The following is a 17314-nucleotide window of genomic DNA, read 5'->3' as shown; positions in this document are numbered from 1 at the left end:
CAATCACAGTAAATAACTTATTAATAATATTCTTCAGAAGAAACATAATCAAAATACAAATCATCTTTATATTCTCCTGCAGCGGTGGCTGGAGTTACAAAATCAAATGCCTTTAATCCTTTTTCTTTAAATATTGGCGGTACAAAAATACTTGTGCGAATTCCTTTTACTTTAAAAAGCGGCGTAAGTCCGGCTTGCGCGATAACCTTCGTATCCATTCCTTTATAAGAAGTATAACCTAAATCTAAATTTGCATCAGCTATATCTAATTTTGGCAAATTGATATTAGCATTGGCTTTCAATTCTATTTTTGCATTTTTTGCATTGGAAATAAGTATGGTCGCGGTTTCAGCTTCTACAAGCTCCGTAATTACCACCCACTTCTTATTCCATTTACCGTCTTTATAAAGTTTCAAAACTTCTTCGCCAATTTTTATGGTGTTCTTTATAAGATTGGTTCTGGTTTTATTCGCCTTAAAAAGAATAGAATTTTGCCCAGAGAACTCAACAATGAATCCTGCATCAAGGTTTCCCAAACTGCTTCCTGGCGGAGTAACAGTTCCTGAAAGCTTGGTAGTAACCGATACGGATCCTTTTTGAAGAATATTCAAGATCTTCAGGAGTTTCATCTTCTCTGATTTCAAACTGGATATTAAAGTCATCAAAACCAGCAACTCTGGAAAAAACATTGTCGTGTATCACACCAATGTCTCCTAATTTCAACGGCGTTCCTGGTAACCATGTTGCCATGTAGCCGAACTTACGGTTCATTTCGTCTGTGTACTGTTCTTGTGGTCCTTTTGCACTCATATTAATAGCTTTTATGGTTAATTAGCAGATAAATCAATTATAGAAAATTGTTTCGTCTCAAAGAATCTGAGAAACGTGGCGTGCATCACAGGCAATGGAACTCTCTGCTAACTTTTAAAATAAAAAAACAGATCATCAGGACCTGCATCAAAGTTCAAATTTAATTTCCAGAAAAACAATACGTATTTCTACCTGATTTTCAGTCTTCAGAATATTTCATTTCCTTAGAAATCATATTGAGGTCCAGAGCTAAAAGAATAATGCCTAGAAAAGTTTTACAGCCTGTTTTTTTGATCAGGTTATTTTTGTGACCTTCTACTGTACGATAACTGATATTCAATTTATCAGCTATTTCTTTACTTTTAAGTTCCATAGCAGACCAATAAATTATTTCCAGTTCACGTTTGGAAAAATCCAGTTTTATCTCGCTTTTATCAGAAGAAGAAGAAGAAGAAGACGCCAAGTCATTCATTAGTCTTTGGATACAGTTTTTTAACCTGCCTTCGAAATAGAAGCCTCCCTGTTTTATTTCCCTGATGGCGCGCAATAATTCATCAGGATCAGAAGCTTTTGTAAAATAACCATGAACCCCATTTATAAGAGCTTGTTTCAAATAATGCTCGCCTGATAAATGTGATAAAATAATAACATTGATATGCGGATAACTTTTCTGAAGTAATTGAAGGCATTGCAGACCATCCATATTGGGCATTTGGATATCCAGTAATATAATATCTATCTGACATTGATAGGAATTGAGTTTTTCTAACAATTCGGAGCCATCTCCAGCATCCAAAACTACCCTGATATCTGAAGTATCGTGGATAAGTCTTACCAGACTCCTTCTAAATATAAGATGATCATCTGCAATTGCAATATTAATCTCCATTTTTTATAAATATTATAAAATGATTACCAGTATCTACATCCACTTGATGCAAATTACCGTGTAGATTCTCTATTCGGGTTAGAATATTTTTTAGACCATATCCCGAGGAATACTGTATTTCATTATAAAAATCGTACTTCTGACCATCATCTATATACGTCATTATATTATAGTTCTTGGCCGAACTAAGGGTTATTTTAATATTTTTCGATTTTCCGTGCCTACAACTATTGGTAACAAATTCCCGTAAAATCAGCAAAGCTTCATATGATGCCTGCTGAGAAAGCTCAACAAATCCCAAATTATGAACTGTATAAATAAATTCATTACGGCCACTTCTCCTGCGAAGATAATCTTCCAGGGAAGGGACAAAACCAGATCTAACCAATATAGGCGGCATAAGGTTATACGTGATTCGTTTGATTTTTTCTTGAGTACCTTTCAATTCATCTGCCGCCTCATTAATAATCGCTAAAACTTCAGGGTCGTTGATCCTGTTTTTTAATAAGCTAAAATAAATATTGATGGATGATAAATTTCCCGAAACGGTATCATGTAGATCGGCTGCGATTCTTGCTCTCTCTTCCTGCTCTCTGCTAAGAATCGCTCTTACCCTAAGAAAAGCTTCACTTTTCTTTAGTTTGAACATCCTGTTTTGATAAAATAATGCTAACAGAATTACTCCAATGGCTAGTAGAACCATTGTCGCTGTACCCAGCCAAAAAAATAACTTTATCTGCGAGGAGTTTTCCAAACACCAATTATTAGTAAAATTCTTAAAATTAATGTAGCAATAATATTCAGTAGCCAATAATCCATAAACTTTTCAGCATCAATGTTCAGAATAATATCGCTAAGTAAAAATAAGAAAAATGTTGTGGCGTGGTATATAAAGAGAGCAGAAATATAATAAAAATAAGGATTATTCCATAAGCTTGGAATTTCCATTTTCCTAAAAACATCTCTAAACCACAAAAAAGTCATCATAAAAATGAATGTTGTAATTGCTCCGGAAAATATTGCCTGTACATTTAAAAAATGATGAATGCTTTTATTGACAAATAAAATGTTAGGAATAATTAATATTGTAAATAGGATGATCAGCACTAAGAAGAATATCTTGTATTTCGGAAAATTAAGTTTGTAAAAGAAATAAAATATAAGAAGGAATTCGAGTATATCGTAAAGAGTGAACCAAATCGTAACGTCTTTTCTGAGGATGATGGAAAAAATGATCTCGTAAAGAGAACTGACTGCTGTTAAATACAAAAAGAGCTTTATAGGCCCAATTTTGTCTCTTTTATTTTTTAATAAAAGTAACTGAATGACAGGAACGATTCCCAGGAATAAAGTGATATATAATAATATAATCATATTTACATTAGTCCACCAATGCCTCCGCTACATATTGGAGGACAAGGTACTAATTTTTCAAGTATAATATCTTCGGTCATATCATCACCGTTCGAATTAACTCCGATCAAAACTTTGTTCGATTGAGAATCTTCATTATTAAATCCATTATAGATACGGATTCCCATACAGTCAGAATTTTCTAATATTTTCATTAACTGGTCTCTTCCTACGTAAAAAGCTTTTTTCTCGTTAGGATAAAGTTTTTGAAAAGAATGCGTATAGTTTCTAGCTTCTTCCAGCGTAATAACTTCTCCTGATGTTTTGTTGATTTCCATGGTGTACTTTATTTGTAAAATTATGTCATTTAAATATTTAAATCAATAGGTATTTCTACTTGGTTTTATTAATAATTGATCAGATATATACATTTAATACCGAAATAAAGCTGTCGAGTTCCTAGTTATGTCTCTCTTTTTTTCTAAAAGGCAAGATCCGCTTTTGAAATCAATTTGAAAAAATGGACGTCCAAAAGTACATCAATTACTAAATCTTTCAGAAACCGCCCACATTTTATAGTTATATAAAGGTATAACTAAATATCTATTTATATATGATAATATTTCTGTTCGCAATTCAATTAGCCTTCTTATATCTTTGTCTTGCGGTTATGATAAATAAAGATATAATACCCGTTCTTTGGTGATAGTAGCCAGTCATAATTGTGACTAATCCAGGTATAAAAAGTAATAATCCTTCAGTTGCTATGTATTTGTGAAACATTAAAGCCGATATAGTGAAGAGCCACCCTGCCAGGAAATAGTAATTTGCCAAATGAAAATTCCGGTATTTGGGATCATTCTTGCGGTAAGGGACAATGATAAAGCTGACATGGGCAAGAATGGCTCCGGTTACAATATCAATGACATGATGCTGGTAGGTGGTCAATGTTGAAATTCCCAAAAGAATCAGCCAGATCAGTAAGAATGTCCGCCACTTTGTGATATCTTTAAACACCGACCAGAAAATAAAGGCAAATGCAATATGCAGGGATGGCGATTGGTTGAACGGCGAATCAAAAGTATTTAAAAAAGAGAAAGGAAGTTTGAGGATACTGTTGGACACTTCCGGTTTTGCCAATGAAAATCGTAAAGGAATCATGATAAAAAATATTCCCGCAATGATAATTACAAAAAGCATCCTCCATGTTAATGTTTTTAATTGATTCTTGTTTTTACATAAGAAAAATACGATACAGAAAAAAAGCCCGCTTGCCATATACGGAATGATCGACAGAGGCACGAATGGAATTGATCTTTCGAAGTCAAAGGTAAACGATGGCACACTCTCTAAGGAGCTTGCATACCAGGTGCACAAATTGTAAACAGTCATGAATACAACTGTACATACGGTTAATGCAAATGCCTGTTGCCGGATTTTCAGCTGCTTTTCAGTCATTGATTCTTAACATAATTATAGTAGGGATAATGACATAGAATAGCGTACCAAACGCGCAGCGGATAAAATAATCTGGTTAAAAAACAATCGAAAAACAAAGCAACTAATAACATTTTATACATCCTAACTAACAACTTAGTTAAAATTTATTGCCCAGCGCCTTTCCAGATGACAATATGACAATATATTTTCTCTAAGATTATTTGTCCTGATCTTTGACCTATAAATGATAAATAATAATTCCAGATATAGTGAAGAGATTCAGAAATAATACAAACGTATAGACATACCTGTCCATGAAATAATAAAAAGGTCGGAATTTCTTCCGACCATGAATAGATTAATCGTTATTTTTCTTCCTCGAGTTTACCAAGGCTACAGCAACGCCTGTTACCGCCACTGCTGCTGCAATCTTCAGAAGAAAATTCTTTCTATTGTACCTCCACTCCGCTCCCCAGCCGCGTTCGGCAAAAATGTTCGGCAAATGACCATTTTTTAAGTCATCAACAATCCCCTCCAATGCACCTACACGGTCTGCCAGCACAAGAGGAAGCCATCTCCCGTAGCTCGATTCACTGTATTTAAAGGCAAATTTCCTGATTTCTCCGTTGAGACCTTTCGGTGGCGATGCAGTTCCGAAAGCAGCAGTTAAATTGGGCCGCTCTACGGATTTTAAAATTTCAACATTTTCAGGTTGCTGTTCCGGCCTTTCCCAGGAATAGCCCTCATGTTCTGCATTGTTACGTTTCTTCATGGGATAAACGGGATCATTTTCAGGATCAGCATCTATTCCCCAGCCTTTTATATGGGTGTAATCCGCCTGTTCACTTTTTTTAAAGTCTGAAGGCTTTGTTTCGTCTGTAAGCATATCGTAATATTTTTGGTTAACTTTTTTAAGCATTTGGTGGAATAAGGACGGTCTTTATACATCCGTCGAGCTTCCGCGAGAATATATGATAGGCATCAGCTACCTCTTCCAGCGGCACCCGGTGAGTGATGATTTGTTTCGGATCAAGAATTCCGTTTTTTACATGTTCAATGAGCTTAGGCAGGTGGCGTTTCACGGCAGCCTGGTTAGCCCGAATTGTAATTCCTTTATTAACTACATTTCCTATAGGTACTAAAGCATCTGTAGGGCCGTAAACACCTACAATAGAAACAATTCCACCTTTCTTCACAGAATTAATGGCCCAATGAAGCGCTGTGGTAGAACCACCTTGTAAAAGCAGTTTTGTTCCCATAACCGTATTCATTAAATTTCCCTTCGCCTCGCAGCCTACAGCATCTATGCAGACATCTGCACCGAGAGAATCAGTTTGTGTTTTTACAAAGACCACCGGGTCGCCAATGCTATTAAAATTATAAGCTTCACATTGTGCATATTTTGCTACAAAATCAAGTCTGTATTCCAGCTCATCGATGACGATTACTCTTCCTGCTCCAAAAAGCCATGCACTCTTGGCCGCCATAATACCGATAGGTCCCGCACCAAAAACCACTACTGTATCCCCTTTTTGAATACCTGCCATTTCTGCTGCCTGATAGCCTGTAGGCACCACATCGGTAAGCAGCACCGCATCATCGGGATCCATCCAGTCGGGAATGACAGTCGGGCCTACATCTGCATAAGGTACACGGGCATATTCTGCCTGCCCGCCCTGATAACCACCCGCCGTGTGTGAGTAACCAAAAATACCGCCTACCGCCGTGGCCATGGGATTAGATTCGTGACAATTGCCATAAAGTTCCTGCTTACAAAAGGCACATTTACCACAGGAAATATTAAACGGTACCATAACCTTATCGCCCACTTTCAGTTTTTGTACAGAAGAGCCTATTTCAACGACTTCTCCAATAAACTCATGTCCAAAGGTACTGCCTGTACGTGTATCGGGAACAAGACCATGGTAAAGATGCAGATCAGATCCGCAGATGCAGGATCTTAATACCCGCACAATGGCATCTTCAGGATGTTCTATTTGCGGCTCGGGCATGTTGCGATCGGCACGCACGCGAAAAGGTCCGCGAAAATTCATTGCTAACATATATATATATATTTTGTTGGTGATGAGATATGTAAAGCAAAACAGAGACCGCCTTAAGGGCCTTGGCCATAATTTATGATTTTTATTCACCTATGTGGTACATAAAATTTTAAAGGCTTATAAGCATAACAAGCCTCTCAGATTAGAAAGTTTGCCGGAAAGATTATGCTAAAGTAATATTCAACCTCTCTCTTAGAGTGATTCTACAGCATGTTACGGCCCAAATTATATATGTTTGAGAGAATCTAATAAGAAAATCAAAAATTATAAATATGTTTTATATAAGAATAAGTACAATTTTTTGATCGATTGTTATTTTGTCAATAATTAATGGTTTCATTTCAATTGTCACGTATCTATTGGCTTATGACCTGAGTCATAGGTGTGATATTTTTCAAAGACTACATTTACATTTCACAATGGCTCTTTAATTTGATCAAATCACATTTTCTATTAGCAGAGCTCAAAAAAAATTCCCTTCCTATAATTAAATAACAAACTTAAGCATATGCAAAACATTTTATGTTTCAGCCATCTCCATTGGGATTTCGTTTACCAGCGCCCCCAGCATCTATTAACAAGATTTGCCAAAAAAGATCAGGTCTTCTATTTTGAGGAACCCCGAAGAAGTGATTCTGACTTCTATGAAATTGATGTACAGGACGGTATTTTTATCGTTAAAATATTCATCAACGATCAGGAAGTTAATCGCAAACAAAGACTGGAAAAATTAGTAAACAAATTTTTGACAGATCAAAATATCAACATTTATTCCTGCTGGTACTATACACCGATGGCTTTAGAATACACTTCACATCTTACGCCTCAGGTAATCATTTATGATTCCATGGATGAGCTTTCTGCGTTTCGTTTTGCACCGCCGCAATTGCTGGAATTGGAAGAGCAATTGTTCAAAAAAGCCGATGTCGTTTTTACAGGCGGTCATACCCTTTATCAGGCAAAAAAGAATCGTCACCATAATATCCATCCTTTTCCAAGCAGTATCGATAAACATCATTTCAAAGCTGCACGATATTACACTAAAGACCCTCAAGACCAGAAGCACATTCCAAGTCCAAGGTTTGGTTTTTTTGGCGTTATTGATGAGAGATTCGATATTGAATTGTTACGAGAGGTTTCAGCAAAAAAGCAGGACTGGCAGTTTGTGATTATTGGTCCTGTAGTGAAAATTGATGCCAATGAACTTCCGGGAGCAGGAAATATTCATTATCTCGGTTCTAAGAAATATGACGAGCTTCCGAAATACATCAGCCAATGGGATATTGCAATGGTCATGTTTGCCATCAATGAGTCCACGGAATTTATTAGTCCTACAAAAACGCCGGAATATCTTGCAGCAGGACTTCCTGTGATTTCTACACCTATCAAAGATGTGGTAAGACCTTATGGCGAGGAAAATCTGGTTTATATCGCCAAAGACGCTGAAAGTTTTATTAAGTACGGAGAAGAAGAACTTGCAAAAACATCCCGTAAGGACTGGATGAAAAAAGTCGACAATTTCCTTGCGAATGAATCCTGGGACAACACGTTTGAAAAGATGAATCTATTGATTAATAACGTTAAAAAAAACAACGGCATCTATGTATGATTTTTTAATTACAGGCTGCGGTTTTGCCGGAGCTGTCCTGGCAGAAAGATTGGCTAATGAAGGAAAAAAGATTCTGATTGTTGATAAACGAGATCACATCGCCGGAAATGCTTATGACTACTATAATAATGAAGGAATATTAATTCACAAATACGGGCCGCATATTTTCCACACCAACTCGGAAGAAGTTTTTAAATATTTAAGTAAATTCACAGAATGGCGCCCCTATGAACACCGGGTCTTAGGAAGTGTCGACGGACAATTGGTACCGATTCCGATCAATCTGACCACAATCAATAAATTATACGGAAAAAATCTGACGTCTGATGAAGTAGTAGACTTCTTAGCCTCAAAAGCAGAACTCCGTAAACCCGTTCTGACTTCTGAAGATGTCGTTCTAAATGTTGTCGGAAAAGAACTTTATGAGAAATTTTTCCGTGGTTACACTAAAAAACAATGGGACCTGGATCCATCAGAACTGGATGCTTCGGTAACTGCAAGAGTTCCGACGAGAACGAACAGCGACGACCGCTATTTTACTGATTCTCTGCAGGCAATGCCGAAAAATGGCTATACTGAAATGTTTCAGAAAATGCTTTCTCATGAGAACATTCACATTATGCTGAATACAAACTACAAAGACATTGTGGATATTATCCCTCATAAAAAGCTGATCTACACAGGACCCATTGACGGTTATTTCGATTATCGGTTTGGAAAATTGCCTTACCGTTCCATTGATTTTAAATTTGAAACGCTGGACCAGGAAAATTATCAGCAAACCGGCACGATCAATTACCCGACCTCCAATCTTTATACAAGAATCACGGAATTCAAACATCTGACCGGGCAAAAACATCATAAAACGGCAATTGTTTACGAGTATCCAACGGCAGAAGGTGACCCTTATTATCCTATTCCGAGAAAAGAAAACCAGGAAGTGTATAACCAATACAAAAAATTGGCTGACGAAACTCCTGATGTTTATTTCACAGGCCGCCTGGGAACTTACAAATATTACAATATGGATCAGGTGGTAGCGCAGTCATTGGCGCTATTCCGAAAGATCATCAAAGAAGAAAATGCAGCACAACAATAATTATCTCAAGTTCGAAAATCCTTTTCAATCATTTCTGATGGCTGGTTTTGAATGTGCAGATCATCAGAATGCTTTTGGTGAACGTATTGATCTTGTTGAACTGACAGGCCACGACCGTTTCATTAATGAAGATTATCAAAGATTAACAGAAATCGGAATCACAACAGTTCGTGAAGGAATTCGCTGGAGTTTTGTTGAAAAAATACCATTCAACTACGATTGGGCACAGGTTGAAGAGATCATTCTCAATGCAAAAAACTGTGGTATCCAAGTTATTTGGGACATCTGCCATTTTGGATTCCCGGATGATCTTACGCCTTTACATCCCATGTTTGCAAGAAGGTTCTCCCATTTGTGCAGGGCTTTTGTTATTAAATATCGAAGCCTGGTTCCTGATGGCGAATTGATCATCACGCCCATCAATGAGGTCAGTTTTTTATCCTGGCTTGGTGGTGATGCCAGGGGGACCAGTCCGTACTGTGTTAACCAAGGCTGGGAAGTAAAATATATGTTGATGAAAGCCTATATCGAAGGAATCGAAATGATGAAAGAAGTAGATCCTACAGTCAAAATCATGACAACGGAGCCTTTGATCAATATTACTTCACAAGATCCGACAGATCCAATTTCAGTACTGGAAGCAAACGAAAAACATCGGGAACAATTTCAGGTTCTGGAGATCCTGACAGGGAAAATGTGTCCGGAACTGAGAGGAAAACCGGAATATCTCGATATTATTGGTGTTAATTTCTATTTCAATAATCAATGGACATTTCCTGATCATCAGTTTATACCATGGAATGGAACACCCGCGAATCCATATTGGCGCAACCTTCATTCTTTGATCGAGGAAGTCTTTACCAGCTACGGAAGGCCAGTTGTGCTATCGGAGACCAGCATTCCTGAAGATGACAGATACCATTGGCTAAAGATGATCATGGAAGAATGCCTGACAATTCTTAAAAGTGGTTTGCCATTGTACGGCTGCTGCATCTACCCTATTATCGACCGCCCGGACTGGGATTTTCCACATTATTGGCACCACAGCGGGCTTTGGGACATTACCGATACCACCACCTTAGAGAGAGAAGTTCATCAAGAAAGTCTTTCGGTTTTGAAGGAATTTCAGAATAACATCAAAATGATAAATTCTAAAGTCTGTATGATGCCCGAATAAAGTATACTTTTTTGGGGATAATGTGCGTTGCTTATTTTTAAGATGAATATTAAACATCATTTGACAATCAACCAAACGACTGCCTGAACTCCACCGGCGAAACACTGGTCTTGGTCTTGAAAAGTTTACTGAATGACTGAGAATGTTCAAAGCCCAGCTCATAAGCAATTTCTGAAATTGAAAGATTCGTTGTTGATAATTTTTCTTTGGCTTTCTCAATGATGGCATTTTGAATGTACTGTTGTGTATTGAGTCCCGTCAATGAACGCAACATATCACTCAGATAACGCTGCGAAAGCTGTAATTCAGTACTGATATATTTCACGGACGGCAAGCCGTTTTTCAAACTGTTCCCCTCCTCAAAATAGTCATTTAAAAGCTTGTCCAGAGAAGTGATAATATCATGATTGATTGCTTTTCTGGTAATAAACTGCCTGTTGTAAAAACGATTGCTGTAATTTAACAACAATTCTAACTGTGATACCAGAACATCCTGACTAAAACTGTCGATATTGCTGTTCAGCTCATCAGCTATAGAAGCAAATAAACCGGCTATTATTTCTTTTTCTTTTGCAGACAGAAACAAAGCTTCCGAAACATCATAAGAGAAAAAGCCATACTGTTGTATGGTTTTTCCTAATGGATAATTGCGGATGAAATCAGGATGGAAATACAACGCAATTCCTTCATAACTTCCCATATCTTCTGGTGGGGAAACGATCTGTTTCGGCTTTAAAAACGCCAGGCCGCCTTCTTCAAAATCGTAAAAGCCTTGTCCGTATTTTATTTGTCCTTTAAATATTGTTTTAAAGGAAACTTTATAAAAATCAAGACTTACTTTTTGACCTTTTGGAAATGTTTCCATTGGTACATTTTGGTAATCGACCAGCGCGACCAGCGGATGCAATGGCGCAGGAAGTTCCAATAGCCGCATCAGTTGTGATATACTTTTGATGTTATGAATTTCAGATGGTGTTTGCATTTCTTTTACGAATGTAGTTAATTTTGTTTTGACGGACGAATCACAATGTCACCAACTTCAACGTCGTCTGGCTGACTAACTGCATAAATCACCGCATTTGCAATGGCGATAGGATCAATGGCCATTTGCTCCATTCCTTGCTGGATGGCGGCCTTCATTTCTTCGTTCCTGATGTTGATTGCAAAGTCTGTATTCACGTAGCCCGGCGATATTCCTGTAATACGGATCTTCCCGTCCGATTCCTGACGAAACGCTTCTCCTATAGTGCGAATGGCATTTTTTGTTCCTGCATAAACGCCCATCATGGGAGTAATCTTTATACCCGCCGTTGAAATAATATTGACGATATGCCCCGCTTGCTGTTGTTTGAAGACCGGAATTGCAGCCGCCATTCCATATAAAACGCCTTTGAGATTAATATCGATCATTTCTTCCCATCCTTCGATATCTAAATCGTCGATACGATTTAACTGACTAATGCCGGCATTATTTATCATTACATCGAGTTTTCCGTATTGCTCGACGGCTTTAGTAACGAGTTGAACCAGATCAGCTTTATTCTTTACGTCGATTGTGGTAAAAGAGGCTTCACCGCCTTTACTTTTTATTTCTTCTACCAGTTGTTGCAATCGTTCTGTGCGTCTTGCACCCAGCATAACCTTTGCGCCATTTTTTGCGAGTTCTATAGCGATGGCCTTACCCATTCCGCTGCTTGCCCCGGTAATGGCAATTACCTTTCCTTTAATATTTTGCATTTTTAATTTTTTATCGGTCTATCTGCTTTTCTAAAAATTCAGGGTAACGGTCACCCTTCAATGTGATTCCACTGACTGTTTTGTCGATTTTTGCCAGTTCATCGGCTGTTAATATTACATCTGTGCTGGCAATGTTCTCTTCCAGACGATGTAATTTTGTCGTTCCCGGAATGGGTGCTATCCAAGGTTTTTGTGCCAGAAGCCAAGCCAACGCTAACTGTCCGGTTGTAATACCTTTTGCTTTGGCAATTTCGGAAAGCGCATCCACTAAAACCAGATTGACCTTTATGTTTTCTTCACTGAAACGGGGAAGAATATTTCTTCGGTCGATATCCTTCAGTTTTTTGTTTATGACACCTATAAGGAAGCCTTTGCCTAAGGGGCTGAACGGAACGAAACCAATTCCTAATTCCTCTAAAGTGGGAATAATCTCATCTTCCGGTTCACGCCAGAATAATGAATATTCGCTTTGCAATGCGGATACCGGCTGAACTGAATGTGCTCTTCGAATCGTCTTAGCGCTGGCTTCGGACAATCCGAAATATTTTACCTTACCCTCTTGTATCAAGTCTTTTACAGTTCCTGCCACCTCTTCTATCGGAATACTGGGATCTACCCTGTGCTGATACAACAGATCGATGTAATCTGTTTTCAGTCTTTTCAAAGACGCTTCGGTAACTGCTCTTATTGTTTCAGGCCTGCTGTCCAGTCCTACTGCCGGCCTGGCATCTTTACAGCCAAATTTAGTGGCAATCACCACGTCTTTTCTAAAAGGCTCTAATGCTTCACCAACAAGTTCTTCGTTGGTATACGGTCCATAAGCTTCTGCTGTATCGAAAAATGTAACACCCATTCCAACAGCACTGTGTAATAGAGATATGGCTTCTTTTTTTTCAAGTCCTTTTCCATCCAAAAAATTTAATCCCATACAGCCAAAGCCCAATTCTGAAACTTCTAATCCGCTGGTTCCTAATTTTCTCTTTTGCATAATTGTTTTTAATTATTTCTAAAATTGACTTCATTTTCATTGACAAATTTCCTGCTTGTTGTTTGGTAAAAAGTAGTTCAATTGGTAATTGTTGTAGTCAGATTTTCAAGCATTTTTGCAGATTGAATCTTAAGTGCCGGATGATTTAAAAAGTATAAAGCTGCTTTCATGCCTCCTCATTTTCACCGTTTTCGGACGGGGTACCCTTTTACAACTGTAGTAATACAAAACTCCCAAGTTTGACATTGAGTTGAATTGTAATTATCATGAGAAAGAGGCTGCCCATACTTTTGGACAGCCTCTTCATTTGAGTTTATAAACTATATCTATAAAAAGCCTCAGCTTTTATAGCAATGTAGTCGGTGCTGAATAAGCAGTTCTTGGGAGATCACTTTTCTTTATTTCTGTAAAACCTCCTGTAACATCAGCAAAATTTTCAAATCCTTTCTGTTTTAGAATAGATGCGGCAATCATACTTCTGTAGCCACCGGCACAATATATGACAAATGGTTGGTCCCTTGGGAAAGAATCAAAATGAAAACTTATTTTATTTAAAGGAACATTAACAGCTTCTGCAACATGCTCAGATTCGAATTCACTATTTTTTCTTACATCAATAATGATGAGTTCTTCATCATAGATATCTTTCAACCTTTCAACTGGGATTCTCTCTACAGTTTCAGTTTTTCTCCCTGAGTTCTTCCAGGCGTCAAAACCACCTTTAAGACAACCTATCGTATTGTCGTATCCCACTCTTGATAATCTTACTATACTTTCTTCCTCTCTGCCCGGATCAGTTACCAAAATTATTTTTTGATTAATATCGCTGATCATTTCTCCGACCCAATTAGCAAAACTCCCGTCCAACCCAACGTTGAGGCTGCCCGGGATAAAACCCTTTGCAAATACAGCCGCATCTCGGGTATCCAAAATTAATACATCAGCATCATCGGTCATCTTTAGAAACTCATCAACAGTAATTGGTTTTTTTCCCTGAATGAGTATAGAATCAAGATGATTATAGCCGTTGATATTAAGCAAAACATTTTTTGGAAAATATCCGGGTGGGTCGGTTAAGCCGGCAAGTAATTCTGAAACAAATTCATCCTCGGTCATATCTTTTCTTAATGCATAATTAGTTTCTTTCTGATGGCCCAGCGTATCGGTTGTTTCTTTGCTCATCATCTTACCACAGGCACTTCCAGCTCCATGATTTGGATAAACGATCAGATTATCATCAAGAGGCATTATTTTTTCTCTTAAAGAATGAAATAACAACCTGGCTAATTTATCCTGTGTAAGCTGACTGTTAACATGCTGCGCAAGATCCGGCCGGCCGACATCACCTATAAATAAAGTATCTCCGGTGATGATGGAATTCTGGTTGCCATTTTCGTCAAATATCAGGTACGTTGTACTCTCCATGGTATGCCCAGGGGTATGAATTACTTTTACCATGCATTTGCCCACGTAGAAAACATCTCCGTCATTCGCTACTATCGCATCATAAGAAGGTTTCGCTGTCGGTCCGAAAACAATATCAGCTTCGGTTTTAGCTTTCAGCTCAAGATGTCCGCTTACAAAATCAGCATGAAAGTGTGTCTCAAAAATGTATTTTATTTTGGCTTGTCCGGCTTCTGCTTTTAAAATGTAGGAATCCACATCGCGTAAGGGATCAAAAACAGCAACTTCTCCATTGCTTTCCAAAAAATAAGCTGCATGAGAAAGACACCCAGTATAAATTTGCTCGATCTTCATTTTTTAATTTTTAATAAAATTATACACTTCCTAGAAAAACAGGCATGATAACCGTCATTAAAATGCAATTTATAAAATACTTTTATCCATAATGACTGCTGTGTGAAGATGGATATTGAAAGAAATTGTTTCCTTAAAAAGCGAAAACATGCTGTAACGAATATAGACGTTAATGAGCAAATAACAGGTTTACTGGTTTATATAGAGAAAACTGCTTTAGAAAAACAGCCGTTCCATTATTATGTAAAAATTCTCAATAGATCAAAGTAGTTTTTTATAAAATAATACCTCAAATCCTAAATATTTAGTAGCATACCAGGAAAAGCCTCTCTTTTCAAAAAAAGGAATATTTACCAACGTTGATGTTTCCAGGCATATTGCTTCCTTAAATGTTTTGTAGTATTCAGTCAGATCATTTAAAAGTACAGACCCCTTTCCTTCATGCTGCATTTCCGGAGATACTCCTAAAAAGCATAAATGAATATAATCCAGACCCTTAGGATGAGTTTCCTTTATAATATTTTCTTTTTTTAATAATTTTTTCACCACTATTGATCCGAAAGTCTGAAATTTTATATCAATCCAGATTGATCTTAAATTAAAGCTTTTCTTTTTCGGGTCAATCAAAATTGCACAGGCACTTTGATCTTTTTTGATCCAAACATCACCAAAAAGAAAACCTTTTGCAATGGAATAATGAAATAATTTAGGAAGTGATTTTTTGCTTTTTAAAACATAGTTTACAGATTGATCTTCTTTAAAAGACTCTGTCAATATCTCTATTAATCTAGGGATGTCATTCTTGGTTGCTTTTCTCATTTTATTTTACAAAAGACTATTTAACAGTATATTATAAAACTCTTAGTGTTTTTTATTGTTAGGAGTAAATTCACCTGGCCGAATTTACAAAATAATTCTGATCTTTAGTTTAATAAATTACACAGCAAAAGTATTCAAAAAAATTAAACATCTCATTTCAGATTTGTTAACATTTATTAACTATTTAAAAAGTTATGGAGCCAAAATAATACAAGACCTATGGATACAGCTTTATATTAGAAAAACAAAATTAAAGATAGAATTAGACAACACTAAATCAGCAAGTTTAAATTAATAAAAAAAGCTGCCTCAAATTGAGACAGCTGAATTAAATAATTATTTATTAACTATTAATCTTTTAATATCTTTTGAGAAACAGGCTGATTATTAACTGTTCCGGTAACAATGTAATTTCCTTTTTGCAGATCGGCAACATTGAATGTCTCATTGTTTCCTCCCTTAAAAGTTTTAATTAATTGTCCTGATAAACTGTAAACCTTAACGTCTTTTACGTCAGCATCAAAAATAATTTCATCGTCCTTTACGAAACTATTTTTAATGAAACCTGCTCTTTTGGAAGCTCCTGAAATATCACTTACTGCCAACACTCCTGAAGAAGATTGCGGAGTTGGCAAAGTTACAGTGAAATCTACATTATTGTTATTGGTGTCCGCATTATTCGTTCTGGTAATTGAATTCAAAATGGTTGGCGATGGAGCGGGGCCGGCACCTTCATATTGATTAGCGGATCCGTATCCTACGAAGTCCAGTACATTTGCTGAGGTAGGGCTGGTAACCTGCGTTGCGTTACTTGCCAGTGCCACTTTTCCCGAAGTAAGTGAAAGGCCTACACCGACTCCTACAGCTGGTGAACCATCAAAATTCAGTACCACACTTACAATAAGATTTGGATTGAGTAAGTTGATAAGTCCTCCTAACCCACTGGAACCCTGCTGAATTAAGTACGTGTCGCCGGGGGCCAATGTAATGGAAGGAATGGGATAATACTGATCTAAACCTCCAGTTGCGGAACCAAACTGAAGCGTTGCACCGTTAAGGGTCTGTGCCGTTGTACCGATGTTTCTTAGCTCAACGAAATCATTCGTAATCGCTGCGCCAAGTAAACCACCTCCGGTGTAAATTTCATTAATCACAATTTGCGCATGGGATAATGCAGCCATCGAGACAAGCCCGATAAAAGTAAATACTTTTTTCATAATTCAATATTTGTTGATTTAATTCTAAAAATACAAATTTAATACCAAACCGATAAAATTCACTCCTTTAACCCCATGATTGGCAGATAACTATGAATATTTCACACAAAAAAGATATTATTACCCATCAGTAGAACTGTCGGATCACATTATGTCATTAATAAATTTATTATCATATGTAGGTAGTCGATACGCCAAAAATAGCCCTATCAATAAATATGTATTTATGCGTCTGGTCATTTTTTATTCTTTTGACAGAAAAAATTTGATATATTATAATTAAAATACTGAAAAAATAAAAGGAAATCATGTCAACCTGTGTTCTTAGATATCTTGATCTGACAGATTAAATCAT

Annotated in this window: 17 protein-coding genes; 3 read left to right on the top strand and 14 right to left on the bottom strand. The window is 37.1% G+C overall.

All coding sequences use genetic code 11. From position 1 onward, the window contains the following. Positions 1 to 20: 20 nt before the first annotated feature. The 8 genes from AC3WV0_RS13830 to AC3WV0_RS13795 form a co-directional block, all read right to left on the bottom strand. Entirely contained in the window at positions 21 to 629 is a 609-nt protein-coding gene (locus AC3WV0_RS13830; protein ID WP_488846692.1) for a hypothetical protein, read from the bottom strand. Further along, a complete protein-coding gene (locus AC3WV0_RS13825; protein ID WP_488846691.1) occupies positions 523 to 810 on the bottom strand; it encodes a hypothetical protein in 288 nt (95 codons plus the stop codon). Before AC3WV0_RS13825 ends, AC3WV0_RS13830 begins: the two co-directional genes overlap by 107 nt. Positions 811 to 1009: 199 nt before the next feature. Beyond that, entirely contained in the window at positions 1010 to 1699 is a 690-nt protein-coding gene (locus AC3WV0_RS13820; protein WP_488846690.1) for a response regulator, read from the bottom strand. Next, a complete protein-coding gene (locus AC3WV0_RS13815) occupies positions 1689 to 2453 on the bottom strand; it encodes a sensor histidine kinase (protein ID WP_488846689.1) in 765 nt (254 codons plus the stop codon). The genes AC3WV0_RS13820 and AC3WV0_RS13815 overlap by 11 nt, the downstream gene beginning before the upstream one ends. A 622-nt stretch (positions 2454 to 3075) precedes the next feature. Continuing rightward, positions 3076 to 3390 carry a hypothetical protein gene (locus AC3WV0_RS13810; protein ID WP_488846688.1) on the bottom strand — a complete coding sequence of 105 codons (315 nt, stop codon included), beginning with the start codon at positions 3388 to 3390 and terminating at the stop codon, positions 3076 to 3078. Between the two features lie 298 nt (positions 3391 to 3688). Next, positions 3689 to 4510, bottom strand: a complete 822-nt coding sequence (locus AC3WV0_RS13805) for a phosphatase PAP2 family protein (RefSeq protein WP_488846687.1) — start codon at positions 4508 to 4510, stop codon at positions 3689 to 3691. Between the two features lie 340 nt (positions 4511 to 4850). Continuing rightward, positions 4851 to 5378 (bottom strand): hypothetical protein, encoded by a 528-nt coding sequence (locus AC3WV0_RS13800; protein ID WP_488846686.1) that lies wholly within the window; start codon positions 5376 to 5378, stop codon positions 4851 to 4853. Positions 5379 to 5403: 25 nt separating this feature from the next. Beyond that, positions 5404 to 6504 carry a zinc-dependent alcohol dehydrogenase gene (locus tag AC3WV0_RS13795; RefSeq protein ID WP_488846685.1) on the bottom strand — a complete coding sequence of 367 codons (1101 nt, stop codon included), beginning with the start codon at positions 6502 to 6504 and terminating at the stop codon, positions 5404 to 5406. Between the two features lie 559 nt (positions 6505 to 7063). Here AC3WV0_RS13795 and AC3WV0_RS13790 point away from each other — a divergent pair. Genes AC3WV0_RS13790 through AC3WV0_RS13780 form a run of 3 tightly spaced genes read left to right on the top strand, consistent with a single transcriptional unit; the run spans position 7064 to position 10440 of the window. Next, complete coding sequence (locus AC3WV0_RS13790; RefSeq protein WP_488846684.1) at positions 7064 to 8164, top strand: glycosyltransferase family 1 protein; 1101 nt, start codon at positions 7064 to 7066, stop codon at positions 8162 to 8164. Continuing rightward, positions 8157 to 9263, top strand: coding sequence for a UDP-galactopyranose mutase (glf, locus tag AC3WV0_RS13785; protein ID WP_488846683.1), 1107 nt, complete (start codon positions 8157 to 8159; stop codon positions 9261 to 9263). The genes AC3WV0_RS13790 and glf overlap by 8 nt, the downstream gene beginning before the upstream one ends. After that, positions 9247 to 10440 (top strand): hypothetical protein, encoded by a 1194-nt coding sequence (locus AC3WV0_RS13780; protein WP_488846682.1) that lies wholly within the window; start codon positions 9247 to 9249, stop codon positions 10438 to 10440. The genes glf and AC3WV0_RS13780 overlap by 17 nt, the downstream gene beginning before the upstream one ends. Before the next feature lie 67 nt (positions 10441 to 10507). Here AC3WV0_RS13780 and AC3WV0_RS13775 read toward each other — a convergent pair whose 3' ends face one another. The 6 genes from AC3WV0_RS13775 to AC3WV0_RS13750 all read right to left on the bottom strand — a co-directional run bounded on the left by AC3WV0_RS13775 (position 10508) and on the right by AC3WV0_RS13750 (position 16959). Next, positions 10508 to 11422, bottom strand: a complete 915-nt coding sequence (locus tag AC3WV0_RS13775) for a helix-turn-helix domain-containing protein (RefSeq protein WP_488846681.1) — start codon at positions 11420 to 11422, stop codon at positions 10508 to 10510. A 17-nt stretch (positions 11423 to 11439) separates the two neighbouring features. Beyond that, positions 11440 to 12177, bottom strand: coding sequence for an SDR family oxidoreductase (locus AC3WV0_RS13770; protein ID WP_488846680.1), 738 nt, complete (start codon positions 12175 to 12177; stop codon positions 11440 to 11442). Positions 12178 to 12187: 10 nt separating this feature from the next. Beyond that, positions 12188 to 13165 (bottom strand): aldo/keto reductase, encoded by a 978-nt coding sequence (locus AC3WV0_RS13765; RefSeq protein WP_488846679.1) that lies wholly within the window; start codon positions 13163 to 13165, stop codon positions 12188 to 12190. A 345-nt stretch (positions 13166 to 13510) separates the two neighbouring features. After that, the gene (locus AC3WV0_RS13760; RefSeq protein WP_488846678.1) at positions 13511 to 14923 is read right to left on the bottom strand and encodes an MBL fold metallo-hydrolase; all 1413 of its coding nucleotides are present in this window, start codon (positions 14921 to 14923) and stop codon (positions 13511 to 13513) included. A 261-nt stretch (positions 14924 to 15184) separates the two neighbouring features. Next, positions 15185 to 15742: a GNAT family N-acetyltransferase gene (locus AC3WV0_RS13755; RefSeq protein WP_488846677.1), complete on the bottom strand. Its 558-nt coding sequence runs from the start codon at positions 15740 to 15742 to the stop codon at positions 15185 to 15187. Between the two features lie 350 nt (positions 15743 to 16092). Continuing rightward, on the bottom strand, positions 16093 to 16959 hold the full coding sequence (locus AC3WV0_RS13750) for a T9SS type A sorting domain-containing protein (RefSeq protein ID WP_488846676.1): 867 nt from the start codon (positions 16957 to 16959) through the stop codon (positions 16093 to 16095). Between the last annotated feature and the right edge of the window lie 355 nt (positions 16960 to 17314).

Source organism: Chryseobacterium sp. 27AL, from assembly GCF_057815395.1.
The sequence above is the reverse complement of the archived record's forward strand: the minus strand, read 5'-3'. Positions and strand labels throughout refer to the sequence as shown.